We start from the raw sequence: 21,614 nt of genomic DNA, 5'->3' as shown, positions 1-21,614 counted from the left end.
GATCAGTGAGCAGCAGGGGCTTCTTCGTCGGCCTTGGGCAGGATCAGGTTGAGCAGGATGGCAACCACGCCGCACAGGCTGATGCCTTGCAGGCTGAAGCTGTCATTGCCGATCACCATGCCACCGATACCGAAGACCAGTGTCACCGAGACGATGCACAGGTTGCGGGCCTGGGACAGGTCGACCTGATGGCGCACCAGAGTGTTCAGGCCGACCACCGCGATGGAGCCGAACAGCAGGCAAAGGATCCCGCCCATGACCGGCACCGGCATGCCCAGCAGGACGGCGCCGAACTTGTCGATAAAGGCCAGAACGATGGCAAACACCGCCGCCCAGATCATTACGTTGGGGTTGAAGTTGCGGGTCAGCATGACTGCGCCGGTGACTTCCGAGTAGGTGGTGTTGGGCGGGCCACCGAAGAACGCTGCTGCCGAGGTAGCAATACCGTCGCCGAGCAGCGTGTTCTGCAGGCCGGGCTTTTCCAGATAGTTCTTGCCAGTCACGCCGCCAATCGCAAGCACATCGCCGATGTGTTCGATGGCGGGTGCAATTGCCACAGGGATCATGAACAGGATCGCCGCCAGCTGGAATTCGGGGGTAACAAAATCCGGCACCGCCAGCCAGGGCGCTGCGGCAACCTGGGTGAAGTCGGTGACGCCCAGCAGCCAGGACAGGGCATAGCCGACCAATACGCCGGCCAGAATGGGTACCAGACGGAAAATGCCCTTGGCGAACACGGCCACGATGATGGTGGTGATCAGCGATGCGCCGGCAATCAGAATGGCGGTGTTGTATTCGACCAGCTGGGCGCTGCCGTCTCCGGCCTTGCCCATGGCCATGTTGACGGCGACCGAGGCCAGACCGAGACCAATGACCATGATCACCGGTCCTACCACAACCGGTGGCAGCAGGCGCTGAATGAAGCCTGGGCCCCACAGGCGTACCAGCAGGCTGAGCAGGATATAGACCACGCCGGCGGCGACCAGACCGCCGAGTGTGGCGGGCAGGCCCCAGGTCTGGTTGCTGTACATGATCGGGGCGATGAAGGCGAAGCTGGAGGCCAGGAAGATTGGAATCTGCCGGCGGGTGGTGAACTGGAACAACAGGGTGCCGATACCGGCGGTAAACAGGGCAACGCTGGGGTTCATGCCGGTAATAAGCGGCATCAGTACCAGTGCGCCGAAAGCCACAAACAGCATCTGGGAACCGGCCAGCGCAGTGCGCCAGCCGTGGGTCTGAACGCCTTCCATCAAACGATATCCTTCTGCTTGGTGCCAAAAATCTTGTCGCCGGCATCGCCCAGGCCCGGGATGATGTAGCCGTGCTCGTTCAGACGCTGATCAACTGATGCGGTGTAGATCTGCACGTCGGGATGGGCATCGTTGACGCGCTGGATTCCCTCGGGCGCTGCTACCAGCACCAGGGCACGAATCTCGCGCGCGCCGGCCTTCTTCAGCATGTCGATGGTAGCCACCATGGAGCCGCCGGTGGCCAGCATCGGGTCGATGATCAGCGCCATACGCTGGTTCAGTTCACCAACCAGTTTTTCCAGATAGGTGTCGGCTTCGAGGGTTTCCTCGTTGCGGGCCAGGCCGATGACGCTGACCTTGGCGCTCGGCACCAGGCTGAGTACGCCGTCCAGCATACCGAGACCGGCACGCAGAATCGGCACCACGGTTACTTTCTTGCCGCTCAGTTTTTCCACTTCCACATCGCCACACCAGCCTTGTATGGTGTGGGTCTCGACCGCCATGTCCTGGGTTGCTTCGTAGGTCAGCAGCGCAGCAACTTCCTGCGCAAGCTCACGAAAATTCTTGGTGCTGATGTCACTGCGGCGCATCAGGCCCAGTTTGTGTCGTATCAAAGGATGGCGGATTTCTTTCACGTTCATGCTGGAACTTCTCTCTTGCGTGGAAGGGCGCGGCAATTATGGCACAGCATTGGCGTTGACAGCAGGGGCTCGTCTGTCGGAAAACCGTCTCTATACTTGTGCTTTCGTGGCGACATGGGTATTTTTCGCCCCTTTTTCCATACCGGGACCGGCGGAGGTCATGCATGGCGGTAGAACTGGATCACATCAAGCAGGTTATGGCAGAGGCTGATTGCCTGTTTACCGAGGCCGATGTTGAGGGTGCGCTGGACAACATGGCAGCCGAGATCAGGGCGCGTCTGAGCGACAGCAACCCGATTGTTTACAGTGTCATGAACGGTGGCCTGATCATCAGTGGCAAGCTGCTGCCGAAGCTGCCGTTCCCGATGGAAGTGGGTTATCTGCACGCGACTCGCTATCGCAACAAACTGTCCGGTGGTGAACTGTTCTGGAAGGCGCGTGCAGAGCATTCACTGGTCGGCCGTACTGTGCTGATCATCGATGACATTCTGGATGAAGGTCATACCCTGGCCGCCATCGTCGAGTACTGCCGGGATGCCGGTGCCGAGAATGTTTATACGGCTGTGCTGCTCGACAAACAGCACGACCGCAAGGCCTATCCGGGCATGCGTGCCGACTTTACCGGGCTGGATGTCGAGGATCGCTACATCTTCGGTTACGGTCTGGATTACAAGGGTTACTGGCGCAACGCCGCCGGCATTTTTGCCCTCAAGGGGCACTGAGGCATGATGCGTCGGGCGGTTGCGCTGACCCTGGGGGCGTTGCTGGTGCAGTCGCTTGCCGCTGCCCCGGTGGCGCTGCCGCACGATGAATATCTGCCGGAAGATCTCTACGGTCAGCGTCAGGATAAGCCCGAGCAGGTGTTATTCGAGGTGCAACGCTACAGTCTGACGGTTGCCAGCGAGTTGCGCCCGGGGGCTCGCCCGAATGATGCGCAGGCCAGCGTCTCGCTTCTGCTGGAGGGGCGCAGCGTATTGCCCGGTTCGCCGGTGCAGCGGGCGCGCCTGCAGTTTGTCGATGGCGCCGGTGGGCAGCGCGGCGCACGCCTTGCCGATGACGGTGCTCTGCTCGTCATCAACTATCCGCTGGCCCTGCTGCCCGCTATCCGGCAAATGCTCGATAGCCCCGGCACGGATTACGTGCAGGGGCGGTTCTACGGTAACGGTCTGATCTGGGCCGATCTCCATTCTGCGCCGGTCCCGGCTGCGGACTGAGTTCCGAACTGGTGGGACGCTCGGGGGATGGTTACAATGCCGGCCCTGAACTCTCTGAGGACGTTTCATGCGTAAAGACAAGCAGAAGGTGATCGGTGAGCCGATGACCGACGAACAGGTTGCGGTATTTCTGAACGCACGCCCCTACAACAGCGACGAGTCGGTTGAGTTGCATCTGCTGGTGCGCGCCTATCGCGGCCTGCGTGTGGAAGATTTCGAGCGCTTTCTGGTGATGTTCAAGGCCGCCGGGCACGACCTGAATGCAGTGGGTGCCGATGGCCGTACCTTCCTGGCCATCGTGCGTGAACACGCGCAGGCCGAAGACTACGTCGCGGCCCTGGAAGCAGCAGGCGCCCGTTAAGCCGGCAGCATTCTCCAGCTGGCGCGGGTCTCGCGCCGGCTGATACGGGCAGCTGCCGGTAGCGGCTTGCCGATCCAGCGGGGTTGCAGCTCGTTGATCTCGACCCAGCAGCCCTGCTGCGGCTGTTGCGACAGCGCCCACACGGCAACGCAGACACCCTGGGCGTCAAGCTGGGCGTAGTAGCGGCGGCGCGCGAACAGATTGGCGAACATGACAATTTTTCCTCTGCGACTTTGCGCGCAGCATCGCCCATCGAGATGTCAGCCTGATGACAGTTCACCTGGCCCTCTGTTGGCGCTTTCGGAACCGGAGTATGCTGCGCCTGTCCAAGGTGGCGCCGACCACTTTTCTTTTTTAATCCCGACAGACGGCAGGAGTAAGGTTCTTATGCTCAAGCGTTCAGGCATGTTGCTGCTGGCTCTTATGGCCGCGGTGCTGGTGGGCTGTGCCCACAGTCCTCAGCAGTTGACAGTGCAGCCCCAGATCAACAAGCCGCTCAGCCCGGTTGCCCGCCAGCAGCCGGTCAGTGTGCAGGTGCAGGACACCCGGCAGAACAAGGTGCTGGGAACCCGCGGCGGTATTTACCCCGACTCCAGCAACATCACTATCAGCGACAGTGCGCTGCCGGTGATTCGTCAGCAGGTTGAGCAGGCGCTGCGGCAACTGGGCTTCAGTGTCGTGCCGGAGGGCACGCCAAATGCGAACCGCTTGACGCTGAATCTGGCAGATTTGCGCTATCAGTCGCCGAAGAGCTCGGTCTATGTGACCCAGGCGGATATCAGCGCGACCTTCGTTGCCGAAGCCAGCAATATGAACCGTAATTATCAGGGACGTTTCAGCTCCTCGTTGCAGCAGCGTTTTGGCTACGCGCCTAACCAGGAAACCAATACCAAGCTGGTTACCGACGTGATGAGTGATGCCCTGACTCGGGTGTTCCAGGACCCGATGATTCTTCAGGTGCTGCAGCAGTAAGGCTTGTGCGACTGAACAAAAAAACCGGCCATGTGCCGGTTTTTTTGCCTTCGGCCCACTCAGGTGGGTGGTTGTTGCAGCATCTCGTCGTGCTCGGCCATGTTCCAGGGCAGGACGCCCGGCGAGATGTGCAGAAAATGCAGGTATTTTTCGAAGTGGTCGAGGATGTCGCCAATGATTTCCTGCTCATCATAGCCATAAACATCATAGGTTTGCCCGCCGCGGCGCAGGAAGACCTCAGCCCGATAGTAATGCTGCTGAGCATCATCGTCGGTGCGGCGCATTTCCGGGTAGGCGAAGTCCGGTCGCAGGTATTCGCGCAGACGTATTTCGTAGACGAAATCCAGCTGGTCGGGCTTGCTGATCTGCAGATAGGCGCGGCCGTTATCGGCATCCAGGGCCGCTTCTGCCGGCAAGCCCTGGGCAACCAGTGCCTGGCTCAGGCGCTGCATGGCGGGCATGGCTGTGTTGTGGATAAAGCCCTCCACCGCCGCGCGATCGGGAAAGTTGACGATACTGACCAGACGTTTCTTCCAGTTGGCTGCCAGACTGTTGTCGCTGTAGCGGCTGACCTGCATGTGATGCAGCAGACTGATGTCACGGTGGCCTTCGATGACCAGCGCGCGCCACATGCCGAGCATGGCAATGATCATGATGATGGCGAAGGGCAGGGCGGTGACGATGGTCATGGTCTGCAGGGCACTCAGGCCACCGGCGATCAGCAATACCGCGGCAACTACCCCCTCCAGGATCGCCCAAAAGGCGCGTTGCCATACCGGTGTCTGCAGCACGCCGCCGGAGGCCAGCGAGTCGATCACCAGCGAACCGGAGTCCGATGAGGTGACGAAAAAGGTGACGATCAGTACCACGGTCACGAACGACACGATGCTGGTCAGTGGCAGATGCTCGAACAGCTTGAACAGCGCAATCGCCTTGTCTGCCTGCACTTCGCTGATCAACGTGGTGTAGCCCTCGTTCATGATCAGGTGCAAGGCGGTATCGCCAAACACCGAGAACCAGAGGAAGGTGAAGATGGTTGGCACCAGCATGACGCCGAAGACGAACTGTCGGATGGTGCGGCCGCGGCTGATCTTGGCGATAAATAGTCCGACAAAGGGCGCCCAGGCGATGGTCCAGCCGAAGATGAACAGCGTCCAGTTGCCGATCCAGTCACTGTGGGTGTAGGCCTGCAGGTTGAAGGTGCGCTCAACAATGTTGTTCAGGTAGCTACCGGTGTTCTGCAGGAAGGCTTCGAGGATGAAGATGGAAGGGCCGACCAGAAAGACGAACAGCATCAGCGTCACCGCCAGCACCATGTTCAGGATCGACAGGTTCTTTACCCCCTTGTCCAGCCCGGCCACCACTGAAAACAGGGCGAGCGCGGTCACGGCCGCAATGGTAATCACCTGCACGCTGCTGGCTACCGGAATGCTCGGCCACAGGTAGTTCAGCCCGGCGTTGATCTGCGCGACCGACAGGCCCAGGGTGGTGGCGATACCAAACAGGGTGCCGAGGATGGCGACCACGTCGACGGCGTGCCCGATGGGGCCGTGAATGCGCTCGCCAATCAGCGGGTAGAGGGCCGAGCGCATGGACAGGGGCAGGCCGTGCCGAAAGGCAAAGTAGGCCAGTACCAGACCGACCAGGCCGTAGATCGCCCAGATATGAAAACCCCAGTGAAAGAAGGCGATCTGCATGGCCTGCTTGGCCGCGTCCAGCGTTTCCGGGGCGCCGGCAGGCGGGCTGGCGAAGTGGGTCACCGGCTCGGCGACGCCGAAGAACAGCAGGGCGATCCCGTAGCCGGCCGAGAACAGCATCGCGAACCAGGCCGGGAAGCTGTATTGCGGCTCGGCGTGATCCGGCCCCAGCCGGATATTGCCCCAGCTGCTGCAGGCGACCAGCACCACAAACAGCAGAAAGCTGGCGACGGCCAGCATATAGAACCAGCCAAAGGTGGTGGTGATGTAGCTCAGCGTGCTGGAGAACAGGCTGCCGGCCAGCGCCGGATTGCTGATGGTGCCGATCACCAGAAGCAGGGTAACGATAACGGCAGGGGCAAAGACCGGAACCAGAACGGTTGATTGCCAGCCACGCTTGACGTCAGTCATGCAGATCTCCTTGTCCTGCGTACGCCGGTCCTATGCACCGGCTGCTCCAATGGGGCGCTGAACAGGCCGCGCTGAGCGCGCCACAGGCCGGACGTTCGGCGAGCGTGTTCAGTCGTTGACTGTCAGTGGAGGGTAGCTCAGGGAGAAAAGTTCCGCTCAGTCGCTAGGCTGATCCGGGTCTGGCAACTCGATGCGCACGCGGGCGCTGCCGGCGCGAATCATGCCCAGCTGCTCTGCGGCGCGCTGGGAGACATCGATGATGCGGTGGCCGACAAAGGGGCCGCGATCATTGATTCGCACGACCACGCTGCGGCCGTTGTAGGTATTGGTGACCTTGATCAGGGTGCCGAATGGCAGTGCCGGATGGGCTGCGGTCAGGTCGGTTTCATCATAGGGTTCGCCGCTGGCGGTGCGCTTGCCGTGCAGGCGGGACGAGTAGTAGGAGGCTTTGCCAGTCTGGCTCCAGCCCGGATCGCCGAGCGATAGCGCATCGGCCCTGGCGTTCAGCGCTATCAGTGCAGTCAGTACGGTCAACAGAAAGCGCAGCATGGGGTGACGTCCGGTTAGGCGGCGGAGCCTGTATGACCGCGCCGCCGCCTTCCGGTTCAGCCTTCCAGCTTCTTGCGCAGCAGTTCGTTGACCTGCTGCGGATTGGCCTTGCCCTTGGAGGCCTTCATCGCCTGACCGACGAAGAAGCCGAACATCTTGCCGCGCTTGGCTTCGTCGCTGGCGCGGTACTGTTCGACCTGTGCTGCGTTGGCGGCCAGTACCTCGTCCAGCATGGCCTCGATGGCGCCGCTGTCGGTGACCTGCTTGAGCCCCTTGGCTTCGATGATCGCATCGGCAGAGTCCCCTTCGCCGGCGGCCAGCGCCTCGAATACCATCTTGGCGATCTTGCCGCTGATGGTGTTGTCCTTGATGCGCAGGATCATGCCGCCGAGTTGCGCAGCGCTGACCGGCGATTGCTCGATCTCCAGGCCTTCCTTGTTGAGCAGGCTGGACAGCTCGCCCATCACCCAGTTGGCCGCCAGCTTGGCGTCACCGCAGGTTTGCTGCACCTGCTCGAAGTAGTCGGCCAGTTCGCGGCTGGCGCTCAAGACGCTGGCGTCGTAGGTTGACAGGCCGAACTGGCTTTCGAAACGCTCGCGTTTTTGCTGCGGCAGTTCCGGCAGCTCGCCACGGACTTCTTCGATAAAGCTCGGTTCCAGCACCACGGGCAGCAGGTCAGGGCAGGGGAAGTAGCGGTAGTCGTTAGCTTCTTCCTTGCTGCGCATGGACCGGGTTTCGTCCTTGTTTGGATCGTACAGGCGGGTTTCCTGGACCACCTTGCCGCCATCCTCGATCAGCTCGATCTGGCGCTGGACTTCGGTGTTGATTGCCTTCTCGATAAAGCGGAACGAGTTGACGTTCTTGATCTCGCAGCGGGTGCCGAACTCGGTCTGGCCCTTGGGGCGCACCGAGACGTTGCAGTCGCAGCGCAAGGATCCTTCGGCCATGTTGCCGTCGCAGATGCCCAGATAACGCACCAGCGAGTGGATGGTCTTGGCGTAGGCGACCGCTTCCTTGGCGCTGCGCATGTCCGGCTCGGAAACGATTTCCAGCAGCGGGGTGCCAGCGCGGTTGAGGTCGATGCCGCTCATGCCATGGAAGTCTTCGTGCAGGCTCTTGCCGGCATCTTCTTCCAGGTGCGCGCGGGTAACACCGACGCGTTTGACCGTGCCATCTTCCAGGGTGATGTCCAGGTAGCCCTTGCCGACGATGGGATGATCCATCTGGCTGGTCTGGTAGCCCTTGGGCAGGTCAGGGTAGAAGTAGTTCTTGCGCGCGAAGACGTTGGTCATGCCGATCTCGGCGTCGATCGCCAGGCCGAACTTGACCGCGTTGCGCACGGCCTGAGCGTTGAGCACCGGCAGGGTGCCCGGCATGCCCAGGTCAACCAGGCTGGCCTGGGTGTTGGGTTCGGCGCCGAAGGTGGTGGCGCTGCCGGAGAAGATCTTCGACGCGGTGGTGAGCTGGGCGTGGATTTCCAGCCCGATGACGATTTCCCATTGCATTGCTGTCAATCCTCTCAGTAGCCGGCCGGAGCGCGCTGGTGCCAGTCGGTAACCTGCTGGTACTGGTGCGCGATGTTGAGCAGGCGGGCTTCGCTGAAGTAGGGCCCCAGCAGTTGCATGCCCAGCGGCAGACCGTTGGCAAACCCGGCGGGCAGGGCGACGCCCGGAACCCCGGCCAGGTTGGCGGTAATGGTGTAGATGTCGGTCAGGTACAGGCTGACCGGGTCGTCGATCTTCTCGCCGATCTTGAACGCCGGGGTCGGCGAGGTCGGGCAGAGGATCACATCGACCTGTTCGTAGGCGGCCATGAAGTCGTTCTTGATCAGGCGACGGATCTTCTGGGCTTTCAGGTAATAGGCATCGTAGTAACCGGCCGACAGCGCGTAGGTGCCGACCATGATGCGGCGCTTGACCTCGGCGCCGAAACCTTCGGCACGTGAGCGCTTGTACAGGTCGGTCAGGTCGGCCGGGTGGTCGCAGCGGTAGCCGAAGCGCACGCCGTCAAAGCGGGACAGGTTGGAGGAGGCTTCAGCCGGGGCGATGACGTAGTAGGCCGGAATCGCCAGCTCGGCGTTCGGCAGGCTGATTTCCCTGACTTCGGCGCCGAGCGCCTGAAATTGCTTGACCGCGGCGCTGATGGCGTCGCTGGTCGCAGCGTCCAGGCCGGCGGCGAAGTATTCCTTTGGCAGGCCGATGCGCAGGCCCTTGAGCGAGTCGTTCAGGCTGGCGCTGTAGTCCGGCACCGGCTGGTCGACGCTGGTGGAATCCTTGGCGTCGAAACCGGCCATGACCTGCAGCATCAGCGCGCAGTCTTCGGCGGTGCGGGCCATCGGGCCGCCCTGATCCAGGCTCGAAGCGTAGGCCACCATGCCCCAGCGCGAAACCCGACCATAGGTCGGCTTCAGGCCGGTCAGAGCCGTGAAGCCGGCGGGCTGGCGGATCGAGCCGCCTGTGTCGGTGCCCGTAGCCGCAGCGCACAGGCGGCCGGCTACAGCGGCAGCAGAGCCGCCGGAGGAGCCGCCGGGTACCCGGTCGGTGTCCCAAGGGTTGCGGGTCGGGCCGTAGAAACTGGACTCGGTGGACGAACCCATGGCGAATTCGTCGAGGTTGGTCTTGCCGAGGCTTACCGCGCCGGCGTCGAGGAAGCGCTGGGTGACGGTCGATTCGTACGGCGAAATGAAGTTGTCGAGCATCTTCGAGCCGCAGCTGGTGCGCTGGCCCTGGGTGCAGAACAGGTCCTTGTGCGCCAGCGGAATACCGGTGAGCGCAGTGGCGTTGCCGGCGGCGATGCGGGCATCCGCTGCGGCGGCCTGCTCAAGGGCCGATTCGGCGGTAACGGTGATATAGCTGTTGAGGCTGCCATCAAGCTGTTCGATTCGCTTGAGGTAGTGTTGGGTCAGCTCGACGCTCGAGAGCGTCTTGTTCTGCAAGGCCTGTGACAGTTCGGCCAGAGTTTTCTCGTGCATGGGTGGGTCTCTTGTCTCGGCGCGGCAGGATTATTCGATGACCTTGGGAACCAGATACAGGCCGGCTTCGGTAGCCGGTGCAATGGCCTGGTAGGCCTCGCGCTGGTTGCTTTCGGTGACCTCGTCGGCGCGCAGTCGCTGGGTGGTTTCCAGCGGGTGTGCCAGTGGTGCGACGGCGCTGGTATCCACCGCCTGCATCTTGTCGATCAGCTCAAGAATGCCGGACAGTTTGGCGGTGGTTGCGGGGATGTCGTCTTCGCTGAGGGCAATTCGGGCCAGATGCGCGATCTTTTCCACATCGGTGCGGTCCAGGGACATGTACGTATGCTCCATGTTGCCGGTGATTTCCGGTCGTATGCTGGCGACAGGCGCCGTTTGGTGGTTCGCCACGGAAAATGCGGGCAAAGGCGCGAATTTACCACAGTCGCGCCTTGCCCAAAAACCCCGCCATTGTTAGAGTTGCGACACTTCTGAAAGTACCGATCAGTCACCTGCACGCACTGCGCAGAAGGCCGTCAGTCAAGGCCTTTGGCCACCAGTTCCCGTTTTTGCAGCGTCAGGGTCAGGTGGCTTATCCGTGCTTTTTTCCAATTAACCCACGCGTCTTCGGGGTCTAGTCAACGCATGTTCAAGAAAATTCGTGGCATGTTCTCCAGTGATCTGTCCATCGATCTGGGTACAGCCAACACGCTTATTTACGTCCGGGATCGCGGTATTGTACTGGACGAGCCGTCTGTGGTCGCGATTCGTACCACAGCGGGCAATCAGAAAAGTGTCGTCGCCGTCGGTACCGACGCCAAGCGCATGCTTGGTCGTACACCCGGTAACATTCAGGCCATTCGTCCGATGAAGGACGGCGTCATCGCCGACTTCAGCGTCTGTGAAAAGATGCTGCAGTACTTCATCAACAAGGTGCATGAAAATAGCTTTATTCAGCCCAGCCCCCGCGTGCTGATCTGCGTTCCGTGCAAATCGACCCAGGTCGAGCGTCGTGCCATTCGTGAGTCGGCTCTGGGCGCGGGTGCCCGCGAAGTCTATCTGATCGAGGAGCCGATGGCCGCGGCGATCGGCGCCGGCCTGCCGGTGGAAGAGGCGCGTGGCTCCATGGTGGTCGATATCGGTGGCGGTACGACTGAAATCGCGTTGATTTCCCTCAATGGTGTGGTTTACGCCGAGTCTGTCCGAGTTGGTGGTGACCGCTTCGATGAAGCCATTGTGACCTATGTACGTCGCAACTATGGCAGCCTGATCGGTGAATCCACTGCCGAGCGTATCAAGCAGGAAATTGGTGTGGCTTTCCCCGGCGGTGAAACGCTGGAAGTGGATGTGCGTGGCCGTAACCTGGCCGAGGGTGTGCCGCGCAGCTTTACCCTGAACTCAACCGAAGTGCTTGAGGCGCTGCAGGAGTCGCTGGCGACCATCGTTCAGGCGGTCAAGAGCGCGCTGGAACAGTCGCCGCCGGAATTGGCTTCCGATATCGCCGAGCGTGGCCTGATTCTGACCGGCGGCGGCGCGCTGCTACGTGATCTGGACAAGCTGCTGACTCAGGAAACCGGTCTGCCGGTGATTGTCGCCGAAGATCCGCTGACCTGCGTTGCCCGTGGTGGCGGCAAGGCGCTGGAAATGATGGACCAGCACACCATGGATCTGCTGTCGACCGAGTGATCAGGCTGGTGGCAAGCCGCGCGGGACGGGAGTGCCGGCTCTGTCCGGCTTGCCGCTGACGGCAACTAACCTGTGGCTGCGAGGAGCCTGCCATCAAACCGCTATTCATCAAGGGGCCGTCGCTTGGCGTTCGCCTGGTTGTGCTGACGGTGCTGTCCATCGCCCTGATGGTGGTGGACGCCCGCTTCGACGCCCTCAAACCGCTGCGTGCCCAGCTGGGTCTGCTGGTCGCACCGCTGTATTCCGCTGCCGAGATGCCGGTGCGCGCCTGGCAGATGGCGGCTGAACTGACGACCAGCCGAGCTCAGCTGATTGCCGAGAACGAGCGCCTGCGCGCCGAAGCGCTGCTGACCCAGCGCAAGCTGCAGAAGTTGGCAACGCTGACGGAGCAGAACGTGCGGCTGCGCGAATTGCTCAATTCCTCCTCTCTGGTCGACGAGCGGGTGCTGGTCTCCGAGCTGATCGGCGTCGATCCCAACCCCTTTACCCAGCGGATTCTGATTGACAAGGGCGAGGTTGATGGTGTCTTCCTCGGTCAGCCGGTGCTCGATGCAACCGGTCTGATGGGACAGGTTGTCGAGGTGCTGCCGCACAGTGCCCGGGTACTGCTTATTACGGACGCCTCCCACAGCCTGCCGGTGCAAATCAATCGCAATGGTCTGCGCGCCCTGGCTGCCGGGACCGGGCGTAACGAATGGCTTGAGCTGCGCTTTGTGGGTGATACCGCCGATGTGCGCGAGGGCGATATTGTGGTCAGCTCCGGGCTGGGGCAACGCTTTCCGGCGGGCTACCCGGTTGGTCGGGTGCATTCGGTGATTCGTCACCCGGCCCAGTCCTTTGCCGAAGTCCGGGTGACGCCCTCGGCCCAGCTTAACCGCAGCCGTTACCTGTTGCTGGTGTTCAGCCCGGAAAGTGGCTACGGCGACGTGTTGCCGGCGCTGGAGCTGTTGCCTGATGACGCCCCGGACGCTGCCGAGGACGTCGAATCTGCGGCGGATGCTGAAGCGGAGGAGGCAGGCAATGCAGACTAGTCTGGCCATTATCCTGAGTATTCTGGCAGCGCTGTTGCTGAGTGTCATGCCGATGCCTGATCCGGTCAGCCTGGGGCGCCCCATGTGGCTGGCAATGGTGCTGGCCTACTGGGTCATGGCGCTGCCGCACCGGGTTGGTCTGCTGACTGCGTGGCTGGCCGGGCTGGTGTCGGACGTGCTTTTCGGTCAGCTATTCGGCCAGAATGCGCTGGTCATGACGCTGGTGGTCTGGATGGTTTTGCTGCTGTACCAGCGCATCCGGCGCTTCCCGCTATGGCAGCAGAGCCTGGTGATGCTGCCGGTGTTTGGCATCGCCCAGATGGTTCTGCTGTGGCTCAACAGCCTCAGCGGCAATCGCCCGCCGACGCTGCTGTTTTTGCTCCCGGCCGTGGTCAGCGCAGTGCTGTGGCCCTGGGTTTTCTCCCTGTTACGCGGGGTAAGGCGGCGATTCCATGTCAACTGAACTGTTGCTGGCCTCCGGTTCCCCGCGCCGGCGCGAGCTGCTCGAACAGATTGGGGTGCCAACAGCACGCCTGCTCTGCAGCGTTGATGAACAGGTCCGACCGGGCGAGGCTCCGGTGGACTATGTTGAACGCGTGACCCGTGACAAGATCCGCGCCGCGATTCAGGCCGCGCCGGGGCGGGTGGTCCTGGCGGCCGACACGGCGGTGGTGCTGGGCGATCGGATTCTCGGCAAACCGGTTGATCGCGCCGATGCACTGCAGATGCTCAGCGCCCTGTCCGCCGCCGAGCACGTGGTCATGACTGCGGTCGCCGTTGGTTGCGATCAACGCATCGAGCTGGTTCGGGTGGATACCCGGGTCCGCTTCCGGGCGTTGCAGGCTGATGAGATTGCTGCCTACTGGGATACCGGCGAGCCGGCTGATAAGGCAGGCAGTTATGGCATTCAGGGATTGGGCGCGATTTTCGTCGAGCGTATCGAGGGCAGCTACAGCGCCGTGGTGGGTTTGCCGCTGCAGGAAACCGCGACGTTACTCAAATCCTTTGGCATCCCCTGCTGGCAGCGCTTCTGACGCGGCTGTTCCAGGGCTCGGATCACCGGTATTCTGGTGACAGAACAGGAGTGGTAGAGCCCATGAGTGAAGAAATTCTGATCAATATCACGCCGATGGAGACCCGCGTTGCGCTGGTCGAGAACGGCGTGCTGCAGGAAGTCCACATCGAGCGCACCCAGCGCCGCGGTATTGTCGGCAATATCTACAAGGGCAAGGTGGTTCGTGTGCTGCCTGGCATGCAGGCAGCGTTCGTCGATATTGGCCTTGAGCGTGCCGCATTTATCCACGCCTCGGAAATTTCCGACCGTGAGGGCCAGGCGGTCGAGCCGATCAGTGCACTCGTGCATGAGGGTAAGGCGCTGGTGGTGCAGGTTACCAAGGATCCGATCGGTACCAAGGGTGCACGCTTGACCACCCATCTGTCGGTGCCCTCGCGCTATCTGGTCTATATGCCGCGGACACCGCATGTCGGTATCTCCCTGAAAATCGAGGACGAGGCCGAGCGTGAAAGGCTCAAGCAGGTGGTTGCCGACTCGCTTGAGCAGGAGGGGATTCAGGAAGCCGGTGGCTATATTTTGCGCACCGCCGCCGAAGGCGCCCGGCAGGAAGATATCCTGGTCGATATCCGCTACGTGCGCCGCCTGTGGCAGCAGATAAGCCAGCAGATGGGCTCCGCGCCTGCCCCTTCGGTTATCTACGAAGACTTGCCGCTGGCCCTGCGCACCCTGCGCGATCTGGCCAACCCCAGGCTGGAAAAGATTCGCATCGACTCGCGGGAGACCTTTCAGAAGGTCGAGCAGTTCGTCCGTGAGCTGATGCCTGGGGTCGAAGAATTGCTGGAGCACTACCCGGGCGAGCGACCGATCTTCGACCTCTACAGTGTCGAGGATGAAATTCAGCGGGCCATGGAGCGCCGGGTGATGCTCAAGTCCGGCGGGCATCTGGTGATCGATCAGACTGAAGCGATGACCACCATCGATGTCAACACCGGTGCCTTCGTGGGTCACCGCAACCTTGAGGAAACCATCTTCAAGACCAATCTGGAGGCGGCGACAGCCATTGCCCGTCAGCTGCGGCTGCGTAACCTCGGCGGCATCATCATCATCGACTTCATCGATATGGAAGACGAGGAGCATCAGCGCCAGGTTCAGCGCACGCTGGAAAAGCAGCTGGAGCGCGATCACGCCAAGACCAATATCATCGGCATCACCGAGCTGGGGCTGGTGCAGATGACCCGCAAGCGCACCCGCGAGAGTCTCGAGCAGGTGCTGTGCGAGCCCTGCCCCAGCTGCCAGGGCCGGGGCATTCAGAAGACCCCGGAAACCGTGTGCTACGAAATCTTCCGGGAAATCCTGCGTGAGGCGCGTGCCTATCAGGCGGGAGCCTATATGGTACTGGCCTCACAGTCGGTGGTGGATCGGCTGCTTGACGAGGAGTCCGGGAACGTCGCTGACCTTGAGTTGTTCATTGAGCGCCCGATCAAGTTCCAGGTGGAAACCATGTACACCCAGGAGCAGTATGACGTGGTGCTGATGTAATGGGACGTTGATCCGGTGCTCTGGCAACGCTGGCTTACCCGTGGTCTGAATGGCCTGATCTGGCTGCTGGTCGCCTGGCTGCTGGCGGCGGCCGCCTATGTCAGCCTTGGCCGCCAACTGGTGCCGGTGGTCGCCGACTATCAGGCTGAGCTGGTGGCCAAGGCCGAGTCGTTGTCTGGCCGGCACATCGAGCTGCGCTCGCTCAGTGGCGAGATGCAGGGCAGCCAGCCGGTGCTGACGTTGCGGGGGCTGCGGGTTCACGAAAATGCCGCCCCCGATAGCCCGGTGTTGTTCGATCTGGACGATGTGACGGCGCGGCTGGATGTCTGGCGCAGCCTCTGGCTGCGCAGGCCGGTGATGGATGCCCTGCAGATTCGTGGTCTGGCGCTGGCGCTGAGCCAGGACGAGCAGGGACGCTGGCACCTGCAGGGGCTGGGCGAGCGCACCCGTCAGGTGGGCGGGCTGGAGCAGGCGCTGGCCGCCCTGCGCGAGCATCACCGGATCACCCTGCTCGATACGAGCGTGCAGGTCAGCCCCTTTGGTGAACCCCAGTGGCGGTTTGACCGTGGCGAGATGACGCTGCTCAATGGCCAGGGCTGGCAGCGACTGGATGGTCGTCTGAGTCTGCCTGATGGCGAGCGGCTGCGCTGGCAGATCAGTGCCCTGGTGCCCGGAGGCAATCTAGACGCGGCGTCATTCGGCTTCTTCCTCGAGCTGCCTGCAAGCGACTGGAGCCGTTGGCTGCCAGCGGCCTGGCTTGAGCGCGCCCATCTGCGCGAGCTGACGCTGGGCGGGCGTTTCTGGGGCAACTGGCAGGATGCCCGTCTCCAGCTGCTTCAGGGCACGCTGGTTGCGCCCGAAATCGGGCTGCAGACGGCGACTGATGAGCCGGTTCTGAATGACCTGTTTGCCCGGTTTCAATATCGCGATGACGGCGATTTGCAGCAGTTGGCAGTGCAGGATCTGAGCATGCACCTTGGCGAAGAGGTCTGGCCGACAACCAACCTGCAAGGTCAGCATCAGCGCAGCTCTGGCAACTGGTCTCTGGCGCTGGACCGGCTGAGGCTGGATCGCGCGGCACTCTGGGTGACTACGCTGGCGCCTGACCAGCCGGTTGCCGAACTGGTGTCGGAGCTGGCGCCGCAAGGCACACTGCGTCAACTGTCGGCCAGCGGTCAGGGGGCGGTTACCGATTTGCAGTCACTGCAGTTCAGCGCGGCGCTGGAGCAGGTCGGTGTGCAGGCGTTTCACAACGCACCGGCGATCAGCGGCGTCACTGGCACCATCAGCGGCAGCCCGGCAGCGGGTGAGCTGCGCGTCGACAGTCAGAGCTGGAGCATGCAGCTGCCCAATCTGTTCCCCCAGCCCTGGGAGTATGCTCGGGCGCAGGGGGCGCTGAATTGGCGCTGGTCGCGTGAGCAGGGCCTGCAGCTGAATGCACCGGGCATGGCAGTCAGCGGACCACAGGGGCAGGCCAGCGCGGCGCTTGATCTGCACCTGCCGCCAAAGGGCCAGACACCGACCATGGATCTGCGGATGGCCTTGCGCAACTCAAGTGCAGAGCACCACCAACCCTATCTGCCGCTGCGTGCTCCGGCTTTCAGCCCGGCGCTGGCCAAATGGCTGGCCGCAAGTGAGGCCAAGGGTCGGGTACCATTGGCCATCTTTGAATACACCGGCTCGCTGCTCAAGGGCGCGACACCCGAGGAGCGGCAGCTTGGCCTGTATATCCAGCTGCGTGACGGTCAACTGCACTTTCAGCCTGGCTGGCCGGCGTTGACCGAACTGGATGGCGACATGCTGCTGTACGACGGGCTGCTCAGTGTACGCAGCCGCCACGCCCGGTTGCTGGATTCGATTTCGACCGATGCCCGAGCCCAGGCGCAGCTGCTGCATCGCAGCGGTCCGCCTGTGCTGACGGTTGACGCGGGCTTCAGAGGGCCGTTGAGCGATGGGCTGAAATTGATGCAGGACGGTCCGCTGGCGGAGCTGACCGGTAATCCGCTGGCCGGCTGGCGTGCTGACGGCGAGATAGGTGGTGAGCTGAATCTGGCCATCCCGCTGCAGCGCAGCGAGCCCTCTGCGCCGGGGCTGGCGATTGAGCTTAGCGCGGATGTGCAGGCCAGTCGGCTGGATATTCCGGTGCTGCAGGCGCCCATCGAGGATGCCAGTGGGCAGCTGCATTTTTCCCGTGAGCAGGGCATTCGCGCCGACAATTTGAGTGGCCGCTTTCTGGGGGGCGCTGTCAGCGGCAGCATGTCGCCTTTGGGGCCGCGTGGCCAGCGTCTTGAGCTTAGCGGGCGCCATCAGGTTGAGACTCTGCGTCAATGGAGCCTGCTGCCAACCGTCCCATCGGGTGTTGCCAAGGGCCGGGTGGACTGGCAGGCCGTCATGGATATCCGCAGCGGGCAGCAGGACCTGACGATCACCAGCGACCTCAAGGGCGTTGAGTTGACGGTGCCGGCGCCCTTTGCCAAGCGGGCTGCCCCGGCGCGAACACTCAGGCTGCAGATGACGCTTGCCGGTGGCGAGCAGCAGTGGCAACTGGCGATGGGCGACAGCCTCAAGGGGCTGTTACGTTACCGCCGGGGCGAGCTGTCCGGTGACCTGCGTTACGCCAGCGGGTCGCCCCAGCCGCCAACCGGGCGGGCGTTGAGCATTCAGGCGCAGCTGCCTGCACTGGACTGGGATAGCTGGCGCGAGTGGGCCGGGCGTCTGGGTGGCAGCCGGGACAGAGGAGGCGCTGCAGCCGCAGCCGGTGGCGCATTGGCTAAGCTGGTACGTCAGCTGGAGGTACGCACTGATACCTTCACCGGCTTTGGTCTGACCCTTGAAGATACTCATGCGATCATCGCCCGTGAGGCTGCGCACTGGCGGGTGACGGTCGACCAGGCCGATGTCGAGGGTCGTATTCTGGTGCCTGACGACTCGACCCAGCCGATCGACATTGCCCTGCAGCGGCTGCGTCTCAACGCCGTCGATGAGGATATCAGTCAACTGCCGGTTGTGCTGCCGAGCGACCAGGCGGTGCAGGAAGAACAGCCCGATCCGCTGGCCGACTTCCGACCCTCGACTCTGCCGCCGCTGGATGTGCGCATTGACCAGCTGTCCTGGGGCGGTAAGCCGATTGGTCTGGCGCGCTTCCGGCTGCGTCCCGATGCGACCGGCGCCACCTTGCCGGAGCTGGAGCTTAATTTGCGCGGGCTGCGACTCACGGGCAATATGGATTGGCGCGAGCAGCCGGCGCACAGTGTTTTCGAAGGTAGCCTGGAGGCTGCAGATATCGGCCAGGTACTGCAGGCCTGGGGATACGCGCCGACCATTACCAGCGAGCGCTTTGTGACCAACGCCGCGTTGAATTGGCCAGGCTCCCCTGCTGCATTCAAGCTGCGCCGGGCCTCGGGTACTCTGGGTATCGAAGCCCGTGATGGCATGCTCCAGAGCGGTGAGACCAGCGCAGAGGCATTGCGGGTATTCGGTCTGCTCAACTTCAACGCCCTGACCCGGCGCCTGCGGCTCGACTTCTCCGACCTGTTCAGCAAGGGAACGGCCTATGACACTCTGGATGGGGGGCTGTATGTCGACAACGGTGTGCTGCACAGCGAGCAGCCGGTTGTGCTCGAGGGGCCCGGCGTCAAGATTCAGAGTGACGGCAGTCTGAATCTGCGCACCAACGAGGTTGATATGGGCATGCTGGTGACCCTGCCGGTGACCAACAACCTGCCGTTGGCTGCCCTGATCGCCGGCGCTCCGCAGATTGGCGGTGTGCTATTTCTGGCGGACAAGATTCTCGGTGACAAGGTCGCCCGTTTTGCCTCGGTCAAGTACAAGATCAGTGGCGACTGGCAGCAACCGACAGTCGAGTTTGATCGTGCCTTTGACAACAAGGCAGCACTGGAGGAGGACTGATGTCCAGAGTAGCGGCCATTCAGATGACCAGTGGTCCGGTGGTAGCTGACAACCTGCAGCGCGCCGGCGAACTGATTGCTCAGGCAGCCGAGCAGGGCGCCGAGCTGGTGCTGTTGCCCGAGTGCTTCGCCGCCTTCGGTAATCGTTCGCTGCAAGCCATTGCCGATGCTGAATGGGGCAGTGAACGACCGATCCGCCGGTTTCTTGCGGCGCAGGCCAGAGCGCACGGACTCTGGGTAATAGGCGGCAGCCTGCCGTTGCCGGGCTGTGCCGGCGGCAAGCCGCTGGCCTGTCAGCTGGTGGTCGATGAGCAGGGGCGCGAGGTGGCCCGCTACGACAAGTTGCACCTGTTTGATGTGGATGTCGCAGACAGTCATGGCAGTTACCGCGAATCGAATGACTATGGCTTCGGCGATCAGGTGCTCTGCGTCGATAGTCCGGTCGGGCGGGTTGGCCTGAGTATCTGCTACGATGTGCGCTTTCCCGAGCTCTATCAGGCTTTGCGTGCCGATGGTGCCGAACTGATCGTGGTGCCGGCTGCGTTTACCGCGGTAACGGGTGCTGCCCATTGGGAAGTGCTGCTGCGTGCCAGGGCGGTCGAGACCCAGTGTTGGGTGCTGGCCGCCAACCAGACCGGAGAGCACCCCAGTGGCCGTCAGACCTTCGGTCACAGCTGTCTGATTGATCCCTGGGGCGTGGTGCAAGCCAGCCTGCCAGGCGGTGAAGGTGTCGTTGTCGGCGCACTGGATCAAACGCAGCTTGCATCAGTGCGTGCGCGCATGCCTATCCTCAGCCACCGTCGTTTTGCCCTTGCAGCCCAGCCGCTGCCCGTGGCCAAGGAGTCCGAACATGAGTGACCTTATTTCCCGTGCCGAGCAGGCGCTGCTGCAGCCTGCCGACCTGACTGCCGATGCCGTCGCTGGCGTCCTCGGCACCCTGTTGCAGGCCCCGGGTGTGGATGCCGCTGATCTGTATTTTCAGCATCAGCTGAGCGAGTCCTGGGTGCTGGAAGATGGCATCGTCAAGGACGGCAGCTTCCATGTTGATCAGGGCGTCGGCGTGCGCGCCCTTTCCGGTGAGAAGACCGGCTTTGCCTACAGCAACGATATCCGCCTGCCGGCTTTGACTCAGGCTGCCGGTGCTGCGCGTTCAATCGCGCGGGCCGGACAGACCGGCAGTGTGCAGGCCTGGCAGCGCCCGGACTGCACGCCGCTGTATCCGTCAGTCAATCCGCTGGACGTGATACCTCAAGCTGACAAGGTCGGGTTTCTGCAGCGAATCGATGCCTTTACCCGTAGCCTGGACCCACGCATTACCCAGGTCAGCGTCAGTCTCAGCGGTGTGCATGACACCGTTCTTGTTGCTGCCAGTGACGGTACCTGGTCAGGTGATGTCCGACCGCTGGTGCGCATGAATGTCAGCGTGATCATGGAGCAGAACGGTCGTCGCGAGCGCGGCAGCAGCGGTGGCGGCGGGCGTACCGATTACCTCTATTTCGAAGCCGAGGAACGCGCTCTGGGGTACGCCCGCGAGGCGGTCCGCCAGGCCTCGATCAATCTTGAAGCGATCGCGGCCCCTGCTGGCAGCATGCCGGTGGTAATGGGGCCCGGCTGGTCCGGTGTGCTGTTGCACGAGGCGGTCGGCCACGGTCTTGAAGGCGATTTCAACCGCAAGGGCAGCTCAGCCTACAGCGGTCGTGTTGGCGAAAAAGTTGCGTCAAGTCTCTGCACCATCGTTGATGACGGCACCCTGCCCGGTCGTCGCGGCTCTCTGACCGTGGATGACGAAGGAGTTCCGACCAACTGCACCACGCTGATCGAGAACGGCGTGCTCAAGGGCTACATGCAGGACAAGCTCAATGCCCGTCTGATGGGCGTGGCCGCGACGGGCAACGGTCGCCGCGAATCCTACGCACATTTGCCCATGCCGCGCATGACCAACACCTATATGCTGGCAGGCGAGAGTGATCCGGAAGAAATCATTGCGTCGGTCAAGAAGGGTATCTACTGCGCCAACCTGGGCGGTGGTCAGGTGGATATCACCAGCGGCAAGTTTGTGTTCTCCACCAGTGAGGCCTATTTGATCGAGGACGGCAAGATCACCGCGCCGGTGAAGGGCGCAACGCTGATTGGCAATGGTCCGGAGGCGATGAGCCGGGTGTCGATGGTCGGCCACGACCTCAAGCTCGATACTGGCGTCGGTGTGTGCGGCAAGGATGGACAGTCGGTGCCGGTCGGCGTCGGCCAGCCAACGCTGAAGATTGATCAGATTACGGTGGGCGGGACCGGCTGAAGCCGGGCCCGCAGCCACAGCAAAAGCTTCAAGCTGCAAGTAAAACCCGCGTGGTTCGGAATGGCGCGGCTTTTACTTGGGGCGCCGCACCGAAGCA

At 62.4% G+C, this 21,614-nt stretch carries 20 protein-coding genes; 12 read left to right on the top strand and 8 right to left on the bottom strand.

Going from position 1 to position 21,614, the window contains the following annotated elements; all coding sequences use genetic code 11:
* Positions 1–2 precede the first annotated feature (2 nt).
* Positions 3–1,250, bottom strand: a complete 1,248-nt coding sequence (locus AC13EY_RS08460) for a uracil-xanthine permease family protein (RefSeq protein ID WP_228246642.1) — start codon at positions 1,248–1,250, stop codon at positions 3–5.
* A complete protein-coding gene (gene upp / locus AC13EY_RS08455) occupies positions 1,250–1,891 on the bottom strand; it encodes a uracil phosphoribosyltransferase (RefSeq protein WP_088273170.1) in 642 nt (213 codons plus the stop codon). Before upp ends, AC13EY_RS08460 begins: the two co-directional genes overlap by 1 nt.
* Before the next feature lie 164 nt (positions 1,892–2,055).
* Between upp and AC13EY_RS08450 the strand changes: the two genes are divergently transcribed.
* From AC13EY_RS08450 to AC13EY_RS08440, 3 genes are all read left to right on the top strand, one after another.
* The gene (locus AC13EY_RS08450) at positions 2,056–2,613 is read left to right on the top strand and encodes a hypoxanthine-guanine phosphoribosyltransferase (RefSeq protein WP_088273171.1); all 558 of its coding nucleotides are present in this window, start codon (positions 2,056–2,058) and stop codon (positions 2,611–2,613) included.
* A 3-nt stretch (positions 2,614–2,616) separates the two neighbouring features.
* On the top strand, positions 2,617–3,105 hold the full coding sequence (locus tag AC13EY_RS08445; RefSeq protein ID WP_228246643.1) for a hypothetical protein: 489 nt from the start codon (positions 2,617–2,619) through the stop codon (positions 3,103–3,105).
* Positions 3,106–3,172: 67 nt separating this feature from the next.
* Complete coding sequence (locus AC13EY_RS08440; RefSeq protein ID WP_088273173.1) at positions 3,173–3,466, top strand: PA4642 family protein; 294 nt, start codon at positions 3,173–3,175, stop codon at positions 3,464–3,466.
* On the opposite strand, the gene AC13EY_RS08435 is transcribed toward AC13EY_RS08440, so the two are convergent.
* Complete coding sequence (locus tag AC13EY_RS08435; RefSeq protein WP_228246644.1) at positions 3,463–3,678, bottom strand: hypothetical protein; 216 nt, start codon at positions 3,676–3,678, stop codon at positions 3,463–3,465. The genes AC13EY_RS08440 and AC13EY_RS08435 overlap by 4 nt on opposite strands.
* A 175-nt stretch (positions 3,679–3,853) precedes the next feature.
* On the opposite strand from AC13EY_RS08435, the gene AC13EY_RS08430 reads away from it, so the two are divergent.
* The gene (locus AC13EY_RS08430) at positions 3,854–4,438 is read left to right on the top strand and encodes a YajG family lipoprotein (RefSeq protein ID WP_088273175.1); all 585 of its coding nucleotides are present in this window, start codon (positions 3,854–3,856) and stop codon (positions 4,436–4,438) included.
* 59 nt (positions 4,439–4,497) lie between these two features.
* Here the strand turns inward: AC13EY_RS08430 and AC13EY_RS08425 are convergent, their stop codons facing one another.
* The 5 genes from AC13EY_RS08425 to gatC all read right to left on the bottom strand — a co-directional run bounded on the left by AC13EY_RS08425 (position 4,498) and on the right by gatC (position 10,384).
* Positions 4,498–6,546, bottom strand: coding sequence for a BCCT family transporter (locus AC13EY_RS08425; protein ID WP_228246645.1), 2,049 nt, complete (start codon positions 6,544–6,546; stop codon positions 4,498–4,500).
* A gap of 156 nt (positions 6,547–6,702) precedes the next feature.
* Positions 6,703–7,095: a septal ring lytic transglycosylase RlpA family protein gene (locus AC13EY_RS08420; protein ID WP_228246646.1), complete on the bottom strand. Its 393-nt coding sequence runs from the start codon at positions 7,093–7,095 to the stop codon at positions 6,703–6,705.
* A gap of 56 nt (positions 7,096–7,151) precedes the next feature.
* Positions 7,152–8,600 (bottom strand): Asp-tRNA(Asn)/Glu-tRNA(Gln) amidotransferase subunit GatB, encoded by a 1,449-nt coding sequence (gene gatB, locus AC13EY_RS08415; protein ID WP_228246647.1) that lies wholly within the window; start codon positions 8,598–8,600, stop codon positions 7,152–7,154.
* Positions 8,601–8,614: 14 nt separating this feature from the next.
* Complete coding sequence (gene gatA / locus AC13EY_RS08410; RefSeq protein WP_228246648.1) at positions 8,615–10,066, bottom strand: Asp-tRNA(Asn)/Glu-tRNA(Gln) amidotransferase subunit GatA; 1,452 nt, start codon at positions 10,064–10,066, stop codon at positions 8,615–8,617.
* A gap of 30 nt (positions 10,067–10,096) precedes the next feature.
* A complete protein-coding gene (gene gatC, locus AC13EY_RS08405; protein ID WP_088273180.1) occupies positions 10,097–10,384 on the bottom strand; it encodes an Asp-tRNA(Asn)/Glu-tRNA(Gln) amidotransferase subunit GatC in 288 nt (95 codons plus the stop codon).
* Between the two features lie 306 nt (positions 10,385–10,690).
* Here gatC and AC13EY_RS08400 point away from each other — a divergent pair, with 306 nt between their 5' ends.
* From AC13EY_RS08400 to tldD, 8 genes are all read left to right on the top strand, one after another.
* Positions 10,691–11,731: a rod shape-determining protein gene (locus tag AC13EY_RS08400; protein WP_088273181.1), complete on the top strand. Its 1,041-nt coding sequence runs from the start codon at positions 10,691–10,693 to the stop codon at positions 11,729–11,731.
* A gap of 140 nt (positions 11,732–11,871) precedes the next feature.
* The gene (gene mreC, locus AC13EY_RS08395; protein WP_269688620.1) at positions 11,872–12,762 is read left to right on the top strand and encodes a rod shape-determining protein MreC; all 891 of its coding nucleotides are present in this window, start codon (positions 11,872–11,874) and stop codon (positions 12,760–12,762) included.
* The gene (mreD, locus tag AC13EY_RS08390) at positions 12,752–13,225 is read left to right on the top strand and encodes a rod shape-determining protein MreD (RefSeq protein WP_228246649.1); all 474 of its coding nucleotides are present in this window, start codon (positions 12,752–12,754) and stop codon (positions 13,223–13,225) included. Before mreC ends, mreD begins: the two co-directional genes overlap by 11 nt.
* Positions 13,215–13,796, top strand: a complete 582-nt coding sequence (locus AC13EY_RS08385; RefSeq protein ID WP_228246650.1) for a Maf family protein — start codon at positions 13,215–13,217, stop codon at positions 13,794–13,796. Before mreD ends, AC13EY_RS08385 begins: the two co-directional genes overlap by 11 nt.
* Before the next feature lie 62 nt (positions 13,797–13,858).
* Entirely contained in the window at positions 13,859–15,316 is a 1,458-nt protein-coding gene (gene rng, locus AC13EY_RS08380; RefSeq protein WP_228246651.1) for a ribonuclease G, read from the top strand.
* Between the two features lie 15 nt (positions 15,317–15,331).
* Positions 15,332–19,225: a YhdP family protein gene (locus AC13EY_RS08375; RefSeq protein WP_228246652.1), complete on the top strand. Its 3,894-nt coding sequence runs from the start codon at positions 15,332–15,334 to the stop codon at positions 19,223–19,225.
* Entirely contained in the window at positions 19,225–20,082 is an 858-nt protein-coding gene (locus AC13EY_RS08370) for a carbon-nitrogen hydrolase family protein (RefSeq protein ID WP_228246653.1), read from the top strand. The genes AC13EY_RS08375 and AC13EY_RS08370 overlap by 1 nt, the downstream gene beginning before the upstream one ends.
* Positions 20,075–21,517 carry a metalloprotease TldD gene (gene tldD / locus AC13EY_RS08365; RefSeq protein ID WP_228246654.1) on the top strand — a complete coding sequence of 481 codons (1,443 nt, stop codon included), beginning with the start codon at positions 20,075–20,077 and terminating at the stop codon, positions 21,515–21,517. The genes AC13EY_RS08370 and tldD overlap by 8 nt, the downstream gene beginning before the upstream one ends.
* Positions 21,518–21,614 lie beyond the last annotated feature (97 nt).

The sequence above is a fragment of the Halopseudomonas sp. L-58 genome (assembly GCF_056859475.1).
This window is presented reverse-complemented; position numbering and strand designations above follow the sequence as displayed.

Coding starts and splice junctions, on each gene's coding strand:
- AC13EY_RS08460 (WP_228246642.1), bottom strand. CDS start 1,250: ATGGAAGGCGTTCAGACCCACGGCTGGCGCACTGCGCTGGCCGGTTCC.
- upp (WP_088273170.1), bottom strand. CDS start 1,891: ATGAACGTGAAAGAAATCCGCCATCCTTTGATACGACACAAACTGGGC.
- AC13EY_RS08450 (WP_088273171.1), top strand. CDS start 2,056: ATGGCGGTAGAACTGGATCACATCAAGCAGGTTATGGCAGAGGCTGAT.
- AC13EY_RS08445 (WP_228246643.1), top strand. CDS start 2,617: ATGATGCGTCGGGCGGTTGCGCTGACCCTGGGGGCGTTGCTGGTGCAG.
- AC13EY_RS08440 (WP_088273173.1), top strand. CDS start 3,173: ATGCGTAAAGACAAGCAGAAGGTGATCGGTGAGCCGATGACCGACGAA.
- AC13EY_RS08435 (WP_228246644.1), bottom strand. CDS start 3,678: ATGTTCGCCAATCTGTTCGCGCGCCGCCGCTACTACGCCCAGCTTGAC.
- AC13EY_RS08430 (WP_088273175.1), top strand. CDS start 3,854: ATGCTCAAGCGTTCAGGCATGTTGCTGCTGGCTCTTATGGCCGCGGTG.
- AC13EY_RS08425 (WP_228246645.1), bottom strand. CDS start 6,546: ATGACTGACGTCAAGCGTGGCTGGCAATCAACCGTTCTGGTTCCGGTC.
- AC13EY_RS08420 (WP_228246646.1), bottom strand. CDS start 7,095: ATGCTGCGCTTTCTGTTGACCGTACTGACTGCACTGATAGCGCTGAAC.
- gatB (WP_228246647.1), bottom strand. CDS start 8,600: ATGCAATGGGAAATCGTCATCGGGCTGGAAATCCACGCCCAGCTCACC.
- gatA (WP_228246648.1), bottom strand. CDS start 10,066: ATGCACGAGAAAACTCTGGCCGAACTGTCACAGGCCTTGCAGAACAAG.
- gatC (WP_088273180.1), bottom strand. CDS start 10,384: ATGTCCCTGGACCGCACCGATGTGGAAAAGATCGCGCATCTGGCCCGA.
- AC13EY_RS08400 (WP_088273181.1), top strand. CDS start 10,691: ATGTTCAAGAAAATTCGTGGCATGTTCTCCAGTGATCTGTCCATCGAT.
- mreD (WP_228246649.1), top strand. CDS start 12,752: ATGCAGACTAGTCTGGCCATTATCCTGAGTATTCTGGCAGCGCTGTTG.
- AC13EY_RS08385 (WP_228246650.1), top strand. CDS start 13,215: ATGTCAACTGAACTGTTGCTGGCCTCCGGTTCCCCGCGCCGGCGCGAG.
- rng (WP_228246651.1), top strand. CDS start 13,859: ATGAGTGAAGAAATTCTGATCAATATCACGCCGATGGAGACCCGCGTT.
- AC13EY_RS08370 (WP_228246653.1), top strand. CDS start 19,225: ATGTCCAGAGTAGCGGCCATTCAGATGACCAGTGGTCCGGTGGTAGCT.
- tldD (WP_228246654.1), top strand. CDS start 20,075: ATGAGTGACCTTATTTCCCGTGCCGAGCAGGCGCTGCTGCAGCCTGCC.